This window comes from Pseudochrobactrum lubricantis (assembly GCF_041929865.1).
Classification (GTDB): Bacteria; Pseudomonadota; Alphaproteobacteria; order Rhizobiales; family Rhizobiaceae; genus Pseudochrobactrum; species Pseudochrobactrum saccharolyticum.
In genome coordinates this window covers 57422-71768 of the sequence record NZ_JBHEEE010000003.1, presented here as the reverse complement: position 1 = coordinate 71768, position 14347 = coordinate 57422, and the positions used below count along the sequence as shown (strand labels likewise).

General features: G+C 49.8%; 9 protein-coding genes and 1 tRNA gene. 5 read left to right on the top strand and 5 right to left on the bottom strand.

Features of this window, described 5'->3' with window-relative positions; all coding sequences use genetic code 11:
* Positions 1-134: 134 nt before the first annotated feature.
* The gene (locus tag JNC80_RS07470; protein WP_376709953.1) at positions 135-1424 is read right to left on the bottom strand and encodes an HdeD family acid-resistance protein; all 1290 of its coding nucleotides are present in this window, start codon (positions 1422-1424) and stop codon (positions 135-137) included.
* Between the two features lie 218 nt (positions 1425-1642).
* Here JNC80_RS07470 and JNC80_RS07465 point away from each other — a divergent pair, with 218 nt between their 5' ends.
* A complete protein-coding gene (locus JNC80_RS07465) occupies positions 1643-2767 on the top strand; it encodes a vWA domain-containing protein (RefSeq protein ID WP_376709952.1) in 1125 nt (374 codons plus the stop codon).
* 312 nt (positions 2768-3079) lie between these two features.
* Here JNC80_RS07465 and JNC80_RS07460 read toward each other — a convergent pair whose 3' ends face one another.
* Positions 3080-3673 (bottom strand): histidine phosphatase family protein, encoded by a 594-nt coding sequence (locus JNC80_RS07460; RefSeq protein ID WP_376709951.1) that lies wholly within the window; start codon positions 3671-3673, stop codon positions 3080-3082.
* A gap of 98 nt (positions 3674-3771) precedes the next feature.
* Entirely contained in the window at positions 3772-4821 is a 1050-nt protein-coding gene (locus tag JNC80_RS07455) for an LLM class flavin-dependent oxidoreductase (protein ID WP_376709950.1), read from the bottom strand.
* A gap of 509 nt (positions 4822-5330) precedes the next feature.
* Here JNC80_RS07455 and mprF point away from each other — a divergent pair.
* Together mprF and JNC80_RS07445 are read left to right on the top strand one after the other, a co-directional pair.
* Positions 5331-7976 carry a bifunctional lysylphosphatidylglycerol flippase/synthetase MprF gene (gene mprF, locus JNC80_RS07450; protein WP_376709948.1) on the top strand — a complete coding sequence of 882 codons (2646 nt, stop codon included), beginning with the start codon at positions 5331-5333 and terminating at the stop codon, positions 7974-7976.
* The gene (locus JNC80_RS07445; RefSeq protein ID WP_075655212.1) at positions 7973-9370 is read left to right on the top strand and encodes a virulence factor family protein; all 1398 of its coding nucleotides are present in this window, start codon (positions 7973-7975) and stop codon (positions 9368-9370) included. The genes mprF and JNC80_RS07445 overlap by 4 nt, the downstream gene beginning before the upstream one ends.
* 417 nt (positions 9371-9787) lie before the next feature.
* On the opposite strand, the gene JNC80_RS07440 is transcribed toward JNC80_RS07445, so the two are convergent.
* Positions 9788-9873 (bottom strand) — tRNA-Leu (locus tag JNC80_RS07440).
* A gap of 226 nt (positions 9874-10099) precedes the next feature.
* The gene (locus JNC80_RS07435) at positions 10100-10801 is read right to left on the bottom strand and encodes an SDR family oxidoreductase (protein ID WP_022712091.1); all 702 of its coding nucleotides are present in this window, start codon (positions 10799-10801) and stop codon (positions 10100-10102) included.
* A 324-nt stretch (positions 10802-11125) separates the two neighbouring features.
* Between JNC80_RS07435 and ade the strand changes: the two genes are divergently transcribed.
* Positions 11126-12865 carry an adenine deaminase gene (ade, locus tag JNC80_RS07430; protein ID WP_225688440.1) on the top strand — a complete coding sequence of 580 codons (1740 nt, stop codon included), beginning with the start codon at positions 11126-11128 and terminating at the stop codon, positions 12863-12865.
* Entirely contained in the window at positions 12862-14118 is a 1257-nt protein-coding gene (gene ilvA / locus JNC80_RS07425) for a threonine ammonia-lyase IlvA (RefSeq protein WP_376709947.1), read from the top strand. Before ade ends, ilvA begins: the two co-directional genes overlap by 4 nt.
* Positions 14119-14347: the final 229 nt, after the last annotated feature.

The window sequence follows — 14347 nt, the reverse complement described above, 5'->3', positions numbered from 1 at the left end:
AGTGAATGGTTTTCCTGACAGGAACCTGAACGCGGCTTTCCCTGATCGCTATATGAAAGCCTGATCTTCATATAAAATAAAAACGCGCCGGTGCATTTGCTCCGGCGCGTGCCTATTCAATATATGCCTGCGTTTTATTCCGAACTTGTTTTCAGGAATATTTTAGGCACCCAGAAACCGGGTTTCGGGTCAACGATGGCACTCAGCGCACGGGCATAATCAAGAACGAGACCCGGTGTCCATGCCATGGTTTCTGCGCGCTTGCGCATCATGCTGGCAGCCCAGAGTTCCGGATAAACAATCGCACGGAATGCTGAGAAGACCGGCCAGCGTTTATTCCGGTAAACACCTTCCAATGCGGCATCCAGAGCATCAGCCACTGCGCTGGAGCAATTGCGGTTTGTCAGGTTATAGGTGTTGTCGGCCTTGTAGGTCTTCCAGAAAGCACGCAGCTTATCTTCATCAATATTATTGATAACCACCTGTACCGTAGACTCGCACCAGTCTGCGGCCTCCGATTTATAATCAGGTAAAAATCTGCCTTCGATATTATTATCGGCAGTGGCACGCAAAGTGCGGCTGAACTCATTGGGAGAACGGTCAATTTCTACCGCCGGATAGTGACTGATATAAACATCAGGCACCAGCTCCAGAGCCGCATGGCCGGTGGAGATGACACCATTGGCATCAACGGCAGCGATATAACGGCTGATCGCGCGCTGACGCAGCGGTGTCATGGCCGTGCCGGTTGGTGTCCAGACATGAACGATTAATTCGCCGCGTTTAGGGTTTTTCTCATCCGTTTCATGATGCGCGGTCATTGCCGAGAGCAGGCTGCTGCGGCCGAAAAGACGTGAAAGCGGCGCACCGGCCTCAAGACTATGAATGCGAAGCGCAACATGGATAATACCGAAGCTGGTGAGCATAATAACAGCGCCGACATTGGCGCCGACAGTGCCTTCATACCAGGTCGGCCATGGCTGCAAGGTTGCAACCGCCAGAATAAGTTCCAGCACACCACCGGCAATACCGGCCTTCCAGCGCGGATAGCGCACAACCCACGCGCTGGCGATACGCATACTGCCGTCAACAAGAAAACACAGGCCAAACACCATGGCCAGAAAGAAATTGCTGGCGGCACTGGATGTGTAAATAAGAATACCGACAGCGAATAATGCAATCCCTTGCACTATGCGCATCTGTCTGGCTGTGCCTTCGCTACCGGCTGCGGCAAGCAGGCTGAGAGCCGCTTCCGGCACCAGAAAATAAGCAAAAAGATACGGGCGGAGCAGGGTATCTCCGTCCAGTGCATCAATCAGAATAGCAAAGCCGACAAGAAGCCAGAGAACGCCGATGACGAACAGTGTTTTCCAATGTCTCTGGATGATTTCACGACCCAGAAAAAGAAACAGAATACGTATCATGCGTTGATCTCGGTTGTTCTCTTGTAATTATCATAATGGCGCTTTTATTCAGTTAAGCGCGAAGAATTTACTATTACATTTAAAATTGTACAGACAGCTAAATAAATATTGCAAAAAAGAATAAAAAACCTGCGGGTCATAATATTGTCCGGTCAGGCTCCCAATTATGCCTCATTCCGCCGCAAAGCATAGGCATCGTTTATTCTTCGGGGAAAATAATGGTTCGTTCTTTGCGCGCTTTCGGAAAAAAACTTGCTGCCGGTCTTGCTGTCACTGCATTGGCCTCACCGGTTTTTGCAGCCGGTAATGACCAGAACCAACGTATTGAGGTCGCTTTTGTACTCGATACAACCGGATCAATGGCCGGCCTTATTGACGGGGCCAAAAAGAAGATCTGGTCGATTGCCAATACCATCATTGATGTGAATCCCGATGCGGATATCCGTATGGCACTTGTGGCCTATCGTGACCAGGGCGATGAATATGTCGTTAAATCCTATGATATGAGCGCGGATGTGCAGGGACTATACGGCAAGCTGATTAAGCTTGAGGCAGACGGCGGCGGCGATACACCCGAATCCGTCAATGAAGCGCTGGATGAATCTGTCCGCAAGCTGCAATGGACAAAGAATGACAATACCAGACGGATCATCTTCCTTGTCGGAGATGCGCCGCCGCATATGGATTATCCGAACACATGGCAATATCCGCAAATTCTGAAACGTGCGAAAGAAGATAAAATCACCGTCAATACAATTCAGGCCGGTGATGATCCTGACACAACCAAAGTCTGGCGGGAAATTGCCCAGCTCGGACACGGGCGTTATATAGAAATTCCGCAGGATGGCGGTAATATCACTGTTATGGAAACGCCGTTTGACAACGAAATTATCGTTGTTCAGCAAAATCTTGATAAAACCGTGATTGCCTATGGCAGTTCAAAAGTTCAGGCTGAGCTTTTCAGCAAGATGGATGCAAAATCTGCCGCTCCTGCAGCTGTAAAGGTTGATAATTCACGCTATTACTCGAAAAAAGGCGGCGCTAAAGAGGTTGTAACCGGCGGCGGCGATCTTGTGGCGGATGTGCAGAACGGCAAACAAAAACTGGATGCCGTGAAGGATGAGGAATTGCCGGAAAATATGCGCGGCAAATCCGGTCAGGAAAAACAAGCTATTCTCGACCGCAATGCGCAGGAACGCACGAAACTTGAAGGGGAAATGGCAGGCCTCATCAGCAAGCGTGATGATTATATAGCCAAGAAAACAGCTGAGCTGAGCAAAGACAGTGGCGGAGATTCATTCGATACTGTTGTTAAGGAAACTCTGGTTGAACAGCTGAAATAATACTCCGATTTTGGCACTCTGTTCATAACGGGCAGGGTGCCTCGTGCTGTAAGACATTTTATAAATATATAAGCGGTGAAAGCCCCAGAAGCAGGCCGGCAACGGCGATACTGCTGCGCCAGTAAAATACGCCCCACAGGCCGAATATTAAAGCGATTGGCGCCGTAAAAACGCAATATATGATGGCATAACCGTCATTTCCCGCACCGAAAAAGACCAGATAATAGAATATAAAGGCCGTCAGCGCGCCAAAAATCACGGATATGATTGCAGACAGGCACCAGTTTTGTTTACGGGAGGGTGTTTGCTGGCTCATATGTCGTAAGCAATCCGCTCAATAGTCCCGTCACCGGATAATCCGAACAGAACATCCTGAGGGACTTCAAGTTTCAGTGCTTCATTTCTCGGGATATTGGCATAAATACTGCGAATTATCCGGCCGGTCACACCATGCGAAACGATGATTTTGATCTGAGCCTTATATTCTTCAATGGTGGTCAGCACGTCCTGGACGCGGGCGGACATATCTTCAAAGCTTTCACCGTCTGGAGAGTGAAAGAACCATTCATGGCGTTCCAATCCATCACGGGCATTCGGCCATTCCTGCTCTATCTCGTAATCCGTAAGACCTTCCCATGACCCCATACCAATTTCCATCAGGCGCGGATCGAGTATGATTTCATCCGGTTTTCCCAGTTTTTCGGCGATTATTTTTGCAGTGCTATGCGCACGGCCTAGCGGGCTGGAAAAGAGAGCAATATCATCGGAGATGATGTTTTTGCGAAGAGTTACACCTGCAGCAGCAGCCTGACGTAATCCGAGCGCGGTTAGCGGAGAGTCGACTTGTCCTTGCCAGCGTGCGGCAGCGTTAAAAATCGTTTGGCCGTGACGAACTAAATAAATCACGCTGCTTTGCTCCTGAGTCCAAGGCTGTTTTGTTTTCGCAGTGATGAGAATACTCAAAAATAATCCCTCAAACCATCGCTGGCTTGAGGGATAATTTTTTAGCCGATTATATCGCCGGTGACAGGGCCTTCCCAGTTCGGTTTCCAGCCAAGGGCAGGAGCCACATATTTTGCAAAAGATTCCAGCATATGCAGGTTATAATCCGGCCCAAGCTGGTTCGGAATTGTCAGCATAAGAGTATCAGCCAGTGCAATGGCGCGATCATTCTTCAGCTCTTCAATCAGCCGGTCCGGTTCGGCAGCATAGGTACGGCCGAATGTTGAACGGAAACCGTCAATCATACCAACCCCGTCATATCTTTCAGATGCATTACCAAAATAAGCGGCATCCTGTTCGTTCACAATCGGGAAGATGCTGCGGCTGACAGAAACACGCGGAGCGCCGGTATGACCTGCCGCACGATAGGCTGCGCGGAAACGAATAATCTGCTCCGCCTGAAGCTCATCAAAAGGCATTCCCGCATCTTCCGTCAACAAAGTAGATGACATCATGTTCAGGCCTTGTTGTCCTGTCCATTCAGCACTTTCACGGGTCGCAGAACCCCACCAGATATGATCGCGCAACGTAGAAGAACGCGGTTCAATCGGCATCATCTGACCGCCGGTCGTGCTGCGTTCGCCCGGTGCCAGTCGTTCGCCGTCAATTGAACGCATGAACAAATCGAATTTGGTGCGTGCAATATCAGCGCCGCGCGGATCAGTTGAACCGGTATAGCCAAAGGTTTCGTAACCGCGCACCACTGTTTCCGGTGAGCCGCGACTGATCCCCAGTGCAATACGTCCGTCTGCGAGAATATCGAGAGCAGCAGCTTCTTCAGCCAGATATAGCGGGTTTTCATAGCGCATATCGATAACACCGGTACCGACTTCGATATGTTTTGTCTTCGCTGCAATCGTTGCCAGCAATGGCATTGGCGATGCCTGCTGACGGGCAAAGTGATGCACGCGGAAATAAGCGCCGTTCACACCAAGTTCGTCTGCACCAACGCCGATATCGACTGCTTGTTTCAGCATGTCACTGGCTGTCCGCGCCTGCGAACCCTGTGCATTCACATAGTGACCAAAACTTAAAAAACCAAAGGCTCTCATAGAGTTACTCCTGCCGCTCAAGCGGTTTCAATAGCAATTGGTCTTGATATAGTATGCAGGTGGAAGAGGCGCAAAGCTTGCAAATAGGACACTGTGTTCATCATGTGACCTATAGTGAGGAGAAATCCCCTTCATTGCGTTGTTGGTTATTTTTTGACCTGATGTCTTGATACCTGATTATAGGCAAGAGGCATTTACAAGGGATAGTATTCTTGCTGGATCTACCTCATGTATTGTTACAGCTATTTGAAATGGGGTTCGAGTAATTCTTGTCGCTAATTAGCAGGCTGGCATTTTATCCCCCAGCAAATTGATATCATTTGCGGAAGCTATGAATGCATTAGAAATGTTTCATAGCTATACACACGGCCGGAGTGAGTACGAATATTGGCTTTATCGTCCTTACTCTGAGAGTTTTCCGTGGTTTAGCGAACGTTGAAACTTCACCACAAATTTATCATAATCTGCGCCGTAATATCCGCCCGTTCTCATGGCGCAGGCAGCGATAAATGACGGCTCCGAATGATAAAAAACAACACGCACATTCCGAAACAACACTGCAGCCTGAAGGGCTTGCACAGTCATCCCGACGCTTTGACCTGATAAAGCGCTATCAGCATTTTTTCTTTCCTGTTGCCGGTTTCGTAGTCGTTCTGCTGGCAATCTATGTATTGGAAAATATGCTGCAGAATACGTCCCGCTCGCAGACAATGGCGGCGTTTCATACGATTTCATGGCAAACAATCAGCCTTGCCGTATTTTTCACAATGCTCAGCTATGCCGCTGTTGCACTATATGATGTGGTCGCAGTCGAGACGATTGCTCCGGGGCAGATTCCAAAACGTCTTGCAGCGATTGCAGGAGCGGCAGGCTATGCAATCTCTAATGCGCTTGGTTTTTCACTGCTGACAGGTGGTGCATTGCGTTACCGTATTTATGCGGCGGAAGGTATCAGCCTTGCCGATATAGGCAAAATAGTCGGCACATCGTGGTTTGCCATCTGGTTCGCCCTGATTATCATGGTTGGCGCGGCACTGTTGATTGACCCTCAGGACGTGCCCTGGCTGTCTGCTTTTGACAGCCGTATTGATATTGTGGCCGGACTTGTCATTCTTGGTGGCATCGGCTGGCTTATTTACTGGCTGTCACACAGCGAACGCCATATCAGGATCGGCACTTTCAGCCTGCGATTACCGGATTCAAAAGGCGCTATGGTTCAGATATTCGCCGGTCTGGTTGATGTCGGTGCTGCAGCTGCTACACTTTATGTGCTGATGCCGGATGGCGCGGTCCCAAGTTTTGCGGTTTTTGCGATTGTTTATGTAATTGCGGTGGTGCTGGGTATTGCCAGTCATGCACCCGGCGGGCTTGGTGCTTTTGAGGCAACAATCATTGCCGGTCTTGGCCTTGGCGGCAATCCGGAAGCCATTGCAGGCTTACTTGCCTATCGCGTTATCTATACGGTCTTGCCATTGGTTACCGCTGCAGCCGGTCTGTTATTCTGGGAGATCATGCGCCGCCGGCATATGCTCGGCAAACAGGCACGACTTGCCAAACGTCTGGTTGAGCCGCTGATACCGGGACTGAGCGCCAGTATTATTTTTCTGGGCGGAATTATCCTGCTGATTTCCGGAGCCACGCCGGATAAGCGCTATCGTGTGGAATTGCTGTCTGACATTGTGCCGGAATTTCTGGTTGAAATGTCTCATCTGGCCGCGAGCTTGGTCGGGGTTGCCTTGCTGATTGTTGCGCGGGGGCTGGCAAAACGGCTGGAGCGTGCATGGCTGGCGGCATTGCTGTTACTTTTAAGCGGCGCTGTTTTCTCCCTTTCGAAAGGGCTGGATTGGGAAGAAGCTGTTACGCTTTGTCTTTTTTCTGTCGTGCTCTGGGAGTTTCGCGATTCATTTTATCGTCGCCCGATCACCGGTAGTTTTGAGCTAAGCTGGCATTGGATTGTGACCGTTGGCACAACATTGCTGGTTTCTACCTGGCTTGGTTTCTTTGTGTATCGCCATGTCGAATATTCCAGTGATCTTTGGTGGGATTTTGCATGGAATAGCAATGCGCCACGTTTTTTGCGTGCCACAGTACTGGTTTTCGCTGTTGTCGCTGCTTTTGGTCTGCATACATTAATCAACCGTCATAGCCAGCGCAGACAAAATACCAATCATGACATTCCTGAAGCCGTGCCTGCTTTGGTTGCGGCCTGTCCTCATACGGATGCGGCTCTTGCTATGGTGGGGGATAAACAGTTTCTTCTTGCACCTGACGACAGTGCTTTCATCATGTATGCGCAGTCGGGCGGCAGCCTGATTGCATTGGGTGAACCGGTTGGCCAAATCTCTACGGCAAAAGAACTGGCATGGTCATTTCACGCTTTGGCGGATCAGCAGGCATTACGCACAGTGTTTTACGGAGTGGGGCCGCAAAGTCTGCCATTGTTTCTGGATATGGGATTGGTTGCACTTAAGCTGGGTGAAGTGGCGCGGGTGGAATTGGCGGATTTCTCTCTTGAGGGCGCACGGCGTCAGCCTTTCCGCTATGCAGATCGTAAAGTCAGTAAAGACGGGTTAGTCTTTGAAGTTATTTCTGCAGCAGATGTACCGCCTTTGTTGCCGCGTTTGCGTGAGATTTCTGATGCCTGGCTGGAGTTTAAATCCGGAAGTGAAAAAGGCTTTTCACTCGGATATTTTGATGAAGATTACCTCAAGCGGTTTGATCTGGCTGTGCTCCGGCAGCAAGGGGAAATCGTTGCTTTTGCCAATTTATGGCGCGGTGGTGACAAATACGAAATTACCGTCGATCTGATGCGTTATATGCCGAATGCGCATAAATTACTGATGGATGCGCTCTTTGCCAAATTGCTGATCTACAGCAAAGAGCAGGGTTATAAATGGTTTAATCTCGGAGCAGCGCCCCTGTCAGGCTTAAGTGGCAGCAGGCTTGCTTCCCGATGGAACCGGTTTGGTTCTTTTGTCTACAGACGTGGCGCAGATCTTTATCATTTTGACGGGTTAAAGGCGTTTAAGGAAAAATTCGAACCTGTCTGGACACCGCATTACATGGTTTGCCCCGGCGGATTTGAAACGCCGCGCGCACTTTTGGACGTAACGAAACTGATTAACGGCAGTCCGCTGGAGTTTATTCGCAAATGAAAGCAAAACGGCTTGTGGGACTCTTCGGATTACTGGTGCTGATTGCAGCAGGTATCTATTTTTCTATGCATCCGGGCAAAGTGCTTCGTTTCTGGGCAGGTCTGACTGTTTCGGACAAGCCGGTAACGCATGTAAGTGCGGAGCGGCTGTCAGAGATTCCTGTTTATATGCCGAAAGGCGATCCGGCAGGGCTGGCGATTATTATCAGCGATCTTAACGGAGGCGGCGATCGTGAACGCCGTTTTGCCGATGCGCTGCTGGCACGCAACCTGATTGTCTTGCCGGTTGATCTCCGGCAATGGCGTGCAGCACTCGATAAAGAGGATGGTGAATGTAATTATCTTGATTCAGACTTTGAAGCGATCACCAAAGAGGCTCTGCGTGCGCTGGATCTGAATGTTTATTTTCATCCTGTTGTAACCGGTATCGGGCAGGGGGCGACGATTGTTTACGCCGCTGCATCTGATTCACCCGATGCTACAATTGCCGGTGCTGTCGGAATTGATCCCGTGCCCGCCCGTACCCGTCTGCCATCCTGTACCGAACAGGCGCAGGCCAGCAAAACGCCGGACGGCGGTTTCACTTATGAATATGGTAAGGAGCTTCCGGTTTCTGCTTTGCTTGTTGCAGCAGGAGGCTTGCAAGCCAACCAGCCGGAAGCTGCACGCGAACAGAATATTGCGATATTGCAAAATGTGCCTGATCCGGATCAGCGTTTACGCGTGGCCGCTGATGAGGTGTTGTCAATGGCCGGGCAGGATGCTCAAAATGCAGCTATGCCGGTTGTTGATTTACCTGCGCGTGGCGGTAAAGCAAAATATGTAGCAGTTTTTTATTCAGGAGACGGCGGCTGGCGCGATATTGATAAATCTATCGGGGAGTGGCTGCAGACGCAGGGTGTGCATGTGATTGGTGTGGATTCTCTGCGTTATTTCTGGAGCGAACGTAAACCCGAGGATATTGCGCGCGATACAACAGCTTTACTGAAGAAAGCAGATCCGGGTGGAAAGTTACCTATAGCGGTTCTGGGCTATTCATTCGGTGCTGATACATTCCCTTTTGCATGGAAATATCTTGATCCGGCACTGCAAAACCGGATCAGAATGGTAGGGTTACTGGGAGTCTCAACCACAACATCTTTTCAGATTTCCGTTCAGGGATGGCTCGGTTTTGAAGGGGAGCAGAAAACGCTGCCGGCTATTCTTTCCATACCACAGGATCGGGTCGTCTGCGTCTATGGTGAAGATGAAGAGGATACGGCTTGTACTGCGGATGCTTTAAAAGGTGCGGATATTATGAAAATCAGCGGCGGGCATCATTTTGACGGGAATTATGAGGCACTCGCCCAAACATTGTTACAGAAAATGCAGAAACTTGCAGCAGTGTTGGAATAATAAATGAAAAATGCACCGCAGATAATATACATGACAAAAGTACATTTATTATATCGATAAAATAATGAGAGAATATTTCGCTGATTAAACAAGATATCTTCATGATTAATATGGTTAAAACAAAGAAGTAATGTTTCGTATATTCTTTTGCAATTCAGAGATGCGATTACCACTTAATGATAAAATATCCAAAATGACAATATAGTCTGTTCGCGTATAACTGGCGCTTGATATGTTTTAGACCAGCAGTAAGATTTTACACAAATTACAGGCGGAAACCTCTGACTGGTTCGACAAATAATAATTTATACTGAAAACAGCGCGTTATCAGCGCAAGTTTTGTCATTGAGAGAATAATGATATCAGAACGCGCAGAACGCTTAAAAAAAATAGCACCAGCTAAGTCATTGAAATAGCTGGTGCGGACGGCGGGACTTGAACCCGCAAGCTCTAAGAGCGGCAGATTTTAAGTCTGCTGAGTTTACCGATTTCTCCACGTCCGCAGTGCAAGATGTTTTATGCACCTGAAACCTGCCTTTTGATCTGTGATTTGCTGGCGGAAGTCAAGGCGCAGATTGCGCGCTGAGTGAAAAATCTGCCGGAATATCACTCGACATAAATATATTTTGCAAAAATCAATATTGATTGAAATCAGTAATTTAGTCTCATGTAACTCACGTCACATAAGAGTGGCAGCGGCCGGACTATACCGGCCGCGGCAAGATATTCTTAAACTGAACGCGTAATGCCGCCATCAACGCGGATATTCTGGCCGGTAATATAACCTGCGCCGTCAGACGCCAGAAATGCGATGGTTTCGGCAATTTCCTGTTCGGTGCCATAACGCTGCATCGGAATACGGTCTTTGAATTCCTGCTTTTCCGGCAGGCTGTCGATAAAGCCCGGCAGAATATTATTCATGCGGATATTGTCAGCAGCATATTTGTCTGCAAACAGCTTGGTATAGGAGGCGAGGCCAGCGCGGAACACACTGGAGACCGGAAAAGCCGGATCCGGCTCAAAGGCTGCAAATGTTGAGATATTGATGATCGAGCCGCTTTTTTGCGCCTGCATGATTGGCGTTACCAGTCGCACAGAGCGCACCACATTCATGAAATAAACATCCATGCCGCGATGCCAGTCTTCATCTGAAAAATCCAGCAAACCGCCACGTGGCCCGTGGCCCGCGCTATTCACCAATACGTCTACGCGACCCCATTTCTGATGTGCGCTGTCGATAAGCTTTTGCAGGTCATCATTAGACTGGTTGCTGCCGGTTACGCCGATGCCGTCATAGGTCTTTGCCAGCGCTTCACCTTTGCCAGATGAGGATAAAACTGCAATTTTATAACCGTTATCCGCCAGTTTGCGTGCTGCCGCTGCGCCCATGCCTGAACCACCGGCAGTAATAATCGCTACTTTTCCGTCCATATTCTATCGCTCCCGATTTGAATTTTCCTGAAGCTGCCATGAAAATGCTTTTGCTGTAAAGTATTATATAGTCAGTGTTATAATAATTATTGTGCCGTTTGAGAGACGCCGCTTAGCTGTGTAATCCGATGAGATAATTGCTTAAACAATCAAAACAAACTGGTAATTTCCGGCTAAACTTGGCAAAACTGATTTTTGCCTGCGCCGGATATATTTATGACCGGTCATGCCATGGAGGCTATCTTGTCATCATCAGATCTTAAAAAGTCAAAAACTGAAATCAAATCATGGGCAGCATCTGCGCCTGTTCTGGTTGATGTTGCCATGGGGCGCAAACCGGCCGATCTGGTTGTGCGCAACGGTCGTCTGGTCAGCGTTTACTCTGGCGAGATTGTTGCCGGCATTGATATTGCTATTGCCGAAGGGCGTTTTGCCTATGTCGGCCATGATGCAACCCATTGCATTGGTGCGACAACCAAGGTTGTGGATGCCGAAGGCCGCTATCTGGTGCCGGGTCTGTGCGATGCGCATATGCATGTCGAAAGCGGCATGGTGACAGTCACAGAATTTACCCGTGCGGTTGTTCCGCATGGCACAACTTCCATGTTTATTGATCCGCATGAAATCGCCAATGTGCTTGGGCTTGAAGGCGTGCGGCTGATGCATGATGAAGCTATGGCCATGCCGGTCAATGTCTATGTGCAGATGCCAAGCTGTGTGCCTTCTGCACCGGGACTGGAAAATGGCGGCGCGGAAATCGGTGCGGCAGAAGTGCTGGAAGCCATGAGCTGGCCGAATATTATCGGCCTCGGCGAAGTGATGAATTTCCCCGGCGTCGCCAATAATGACCCGACTATGCGCGGCGTGATTGATGCCACGATGAATGCAGGCAAGACGGTCGGCGGCCATTATGCTTCGCCTGATCTCGGCCGTGCGTTCCACGGCTATGTGGCCGGTGGCCCTGAGGATGACCATGAAGGCACACGCGCGGAAGATGCGATTGCCCGCGTGCGTCAGGGGATGCGCGCAATGCTGCGCCTTGGTTCCGCATGGTTCGATGTGGCAACACAGGTCAAGGCGATTACCGAGCAGGGCTTGGATTCCCGTAATTTTGTGCTCTGCACCGATGACAGCCATTCCGGCACTCTGGTGCATGAAGGCCATATGGATCGCGTTGTGCGTCATGCCATTGCGCAAGGGCTGAAACCTGTCACAGCTATTCAGATGGCAACGATTAATACTGCCCAGCATTTCCGCTTAGAGCGCGAAATCGGCTCTATCACACCGGGTCGCCGTGCGGATTTCCTGATCGTGTCTGATCTCTCGGCGCTGACGATTGAGCGCGTTTACGGACGCGGTGTGTTGCTGGCTGAGCAGGGCAAACTGGTTGCGGAAATTGCACCTTATAAATATCCGGCAAAAGCGAAAAACACGGTAAAGCTTGGTCGTAAGTTCTCGGCACAAGACTTTGATATTCAATCACCAAAACCAACTAAAAATGTAACGGCGCGCGTTATCGGTGTGATTGAAAATCAGGCACCGACACGCGCTTTGGAAGCCGAACTTTCCGTGAGTGACGGCATTGTGCAGATGGATCGCCGTAATGATGTTTGCCAGATTGCTCTGGTTGAGCGTCATCGCGGTTCAGGACAGATTACCAATGCTTTCGTGTCCGGCTTTGGCTATACGCTCGATTGCGCGCTGGCATCGACTGTTGCCCATGACAGCCATCACATCATCGCTGTCGGCACCAATAAGGAAGATATGGCGAAAGCCGTTAATCGTCTGGGTGAGATCGGTGGCGGCGTGGTGCTTTATTCCAAGGGCAGGGAACTGGCCTGTGTGGAAATGCCGATTGCCGGACTGATGTCTGATGAACGTGCCGAGATCGTTGCAGCAAAAGCGGACAAGCTGGTGAAAGCCATGGCTGCGATGGGGTGCACATTGAATAATGCCTATATGCAGCACTCGCTGCTGGCTCTTGTGGTGATACCGGAACTGCGCATTTCCGATATCGGTTTGGTGGATGTGCGTAGCTTCGAGAAAGTTGATTTGTTCCTATGAGTGATTTTATACAATCGGTAAAACAGGCTACGCAGCAAATGCGCGGCCTGTTCGGCGAAACACCTTTGCTGCGTAATGATTATCTGTCGCGCAAATATGGTGCGGATATCTGGCTGAAGCGCGAAGATTTGACGCCGGTACGCTCCTATAAAATCCGTGGTGCATTCAACTTCATTTCTGCCGCGATTAAAAAAGCCGATCCGAACGCGGTGTTTGTCTGCGCGTCTGCAGGCAATCATGCGCAGGGTTTCGCCTATGTCTGCCGCCATTTCGGCCGCAAGGGCGTGGTCTTCATGCCGGTGACAACACCGCAACAGAAGATCAACAAGACCCGCGCTTTCGGTGCCGAGTTTATTGAAATTCGTCTGGTCGGCGATATTTTTGACCAGTGCTATGCCGCCTCGCAGGATTATGCCAAGGCCGAAGGCGGGGTGATGGTGCCGCCATTCGATCATATGGGCATCATCACCGGTCAGGCATCGGTTGCGCAGGAAATTTCCGAGCAATTGCCGGAAGGCAAAATCCCCGATCTGATGATGCTGCCGGTTGGCGGCGGCGGTCTTTCTGCCGGTGTAACGCTTTATGTGAAAGCGCTTGGCTGGCCGACAGAGTTTCGCTTTGTCGAGCCGCAGGGTGCGCCAAGCCTCAAACTCAGCCTTGAAGCAGGCAAGCGCGTCAAGCTGCAGACTGTTGATAATTTTGTTGACGGTGCGGCTGTTGGTGAGCTGGGCGCAGAGAATTTCAAAATTCTCAAAACCTATCCGGCATCATCCGTTATCAATGTGCCGGAGAACCGTCTTTGCGGCACGATGACGGAAATGCTCAATGTTGAAGGCGTGGTGCTGGAGCCAGCCGGTGCTCTGGCAATTGATGCGCTGAAAGATTTCAAGAAGAGCGAACTCAAAGGCAAAACCATTGTTCTGGTGGTTTCCGGCGGTAATTTCGACTTTGAACGTCTGCCGGACGTCAAAGAACGTGCGCTGCGCTATGAAGGGCTGAAGAAATATTTCATCTTCCGCTTCCCGCAGCGTCCGGGTGCATTGCGCATGTTCCTTGATCTGCTGGGGCCGGAAGATGATATTGCTCGTTTCGAATATTTGAAAAAATCGGCACGAAATTTCGGTTCTGTGCTGATCGGCATTGAAACGAAAGATGCGAAGAACTTCGCTATTCTTGATAAGAAGTTCAAGGAAGCGGGCTGGGCCTATCAGGATATTACCGATAATCAGGTTCTGGCTGATTTCATCATCTGATGAAGGTTTAAACAGTGTCCTATGTTTATTTGCATAGGACACTGTTGTTTATTTCATTTGCTTTTTAACACGAAAGCGCCCATATGCAGGTCAGGCGCTTGGGTCTGATGCGAGATATTGCATTAGGGCTTTCCATGCTGGACTTCGTTGCGTCTTGAAACTTTGCCTCATGAAGAGGTGAAATAATCCGGTCATTCCGTACCGGATACGGCAGCGCAAGTCGCGTGAG

Excerpts from the sequence above, each read along its gene's own strand:
- mprF (WP_376709948.1), top strand. The coding sequence starts at position 5,331 with ATGACGGCTCCGAATGATAAAAAACAACACGCACATTCCGAAACAACA.
- JNC80_RS07470 (WP_376709953.1), bottom strand. The coding sequence starts at position 1,424 with ATGATACGTATTCTGTTTCTTTTTCTGGGTCGTGAAATCATCCAGAGA.
- JNC80_RS07445 (WP_075655212.1), top strand. The coding sequence starts at position 7,973 with ATGAAAGCAAAACGGCTTGTGGGACTCTTCGGATTACTGGTGCTGATT.
- ilvA (WP_376709947.1), top strand. The coding sequence starts at position 12,862 with ATGAGTGATTTTATACAATCGGTAAAACAGGCTACGCAGCAAATGCGC.
- JNC80_RS07465 (WP_376709952.1), top strand. The coding sequence starts at position 1,643 with ATGGTTCGTTCTTTGCGCGCTTTCGGAAAAAAACTTGCTGCCGGTCTT.
- ade (WP_225688440.1), top strand. The coding sequence starts at position 11,126 with ATGGGGCGCAAACCGGCCGATCTGGTTGTGCGCAACGGTCGTCTGGTC.
- JNC80_RS07455 (WP_376709950.1), bottom strand. The coding sequence starts at position 4,821 with ATGAGAGCCTTTGGTTTTTTAAGTTTTGGTCACTATGTGAATGCACAG.
- JNC80_RS07435 (WP_022712091.1), bottom strand. The coding sequence starts at position 10,801 with ATGGACGGAAAAGTAGCGATTATTACTGCCGGTGGTTCAGGCATGGGC.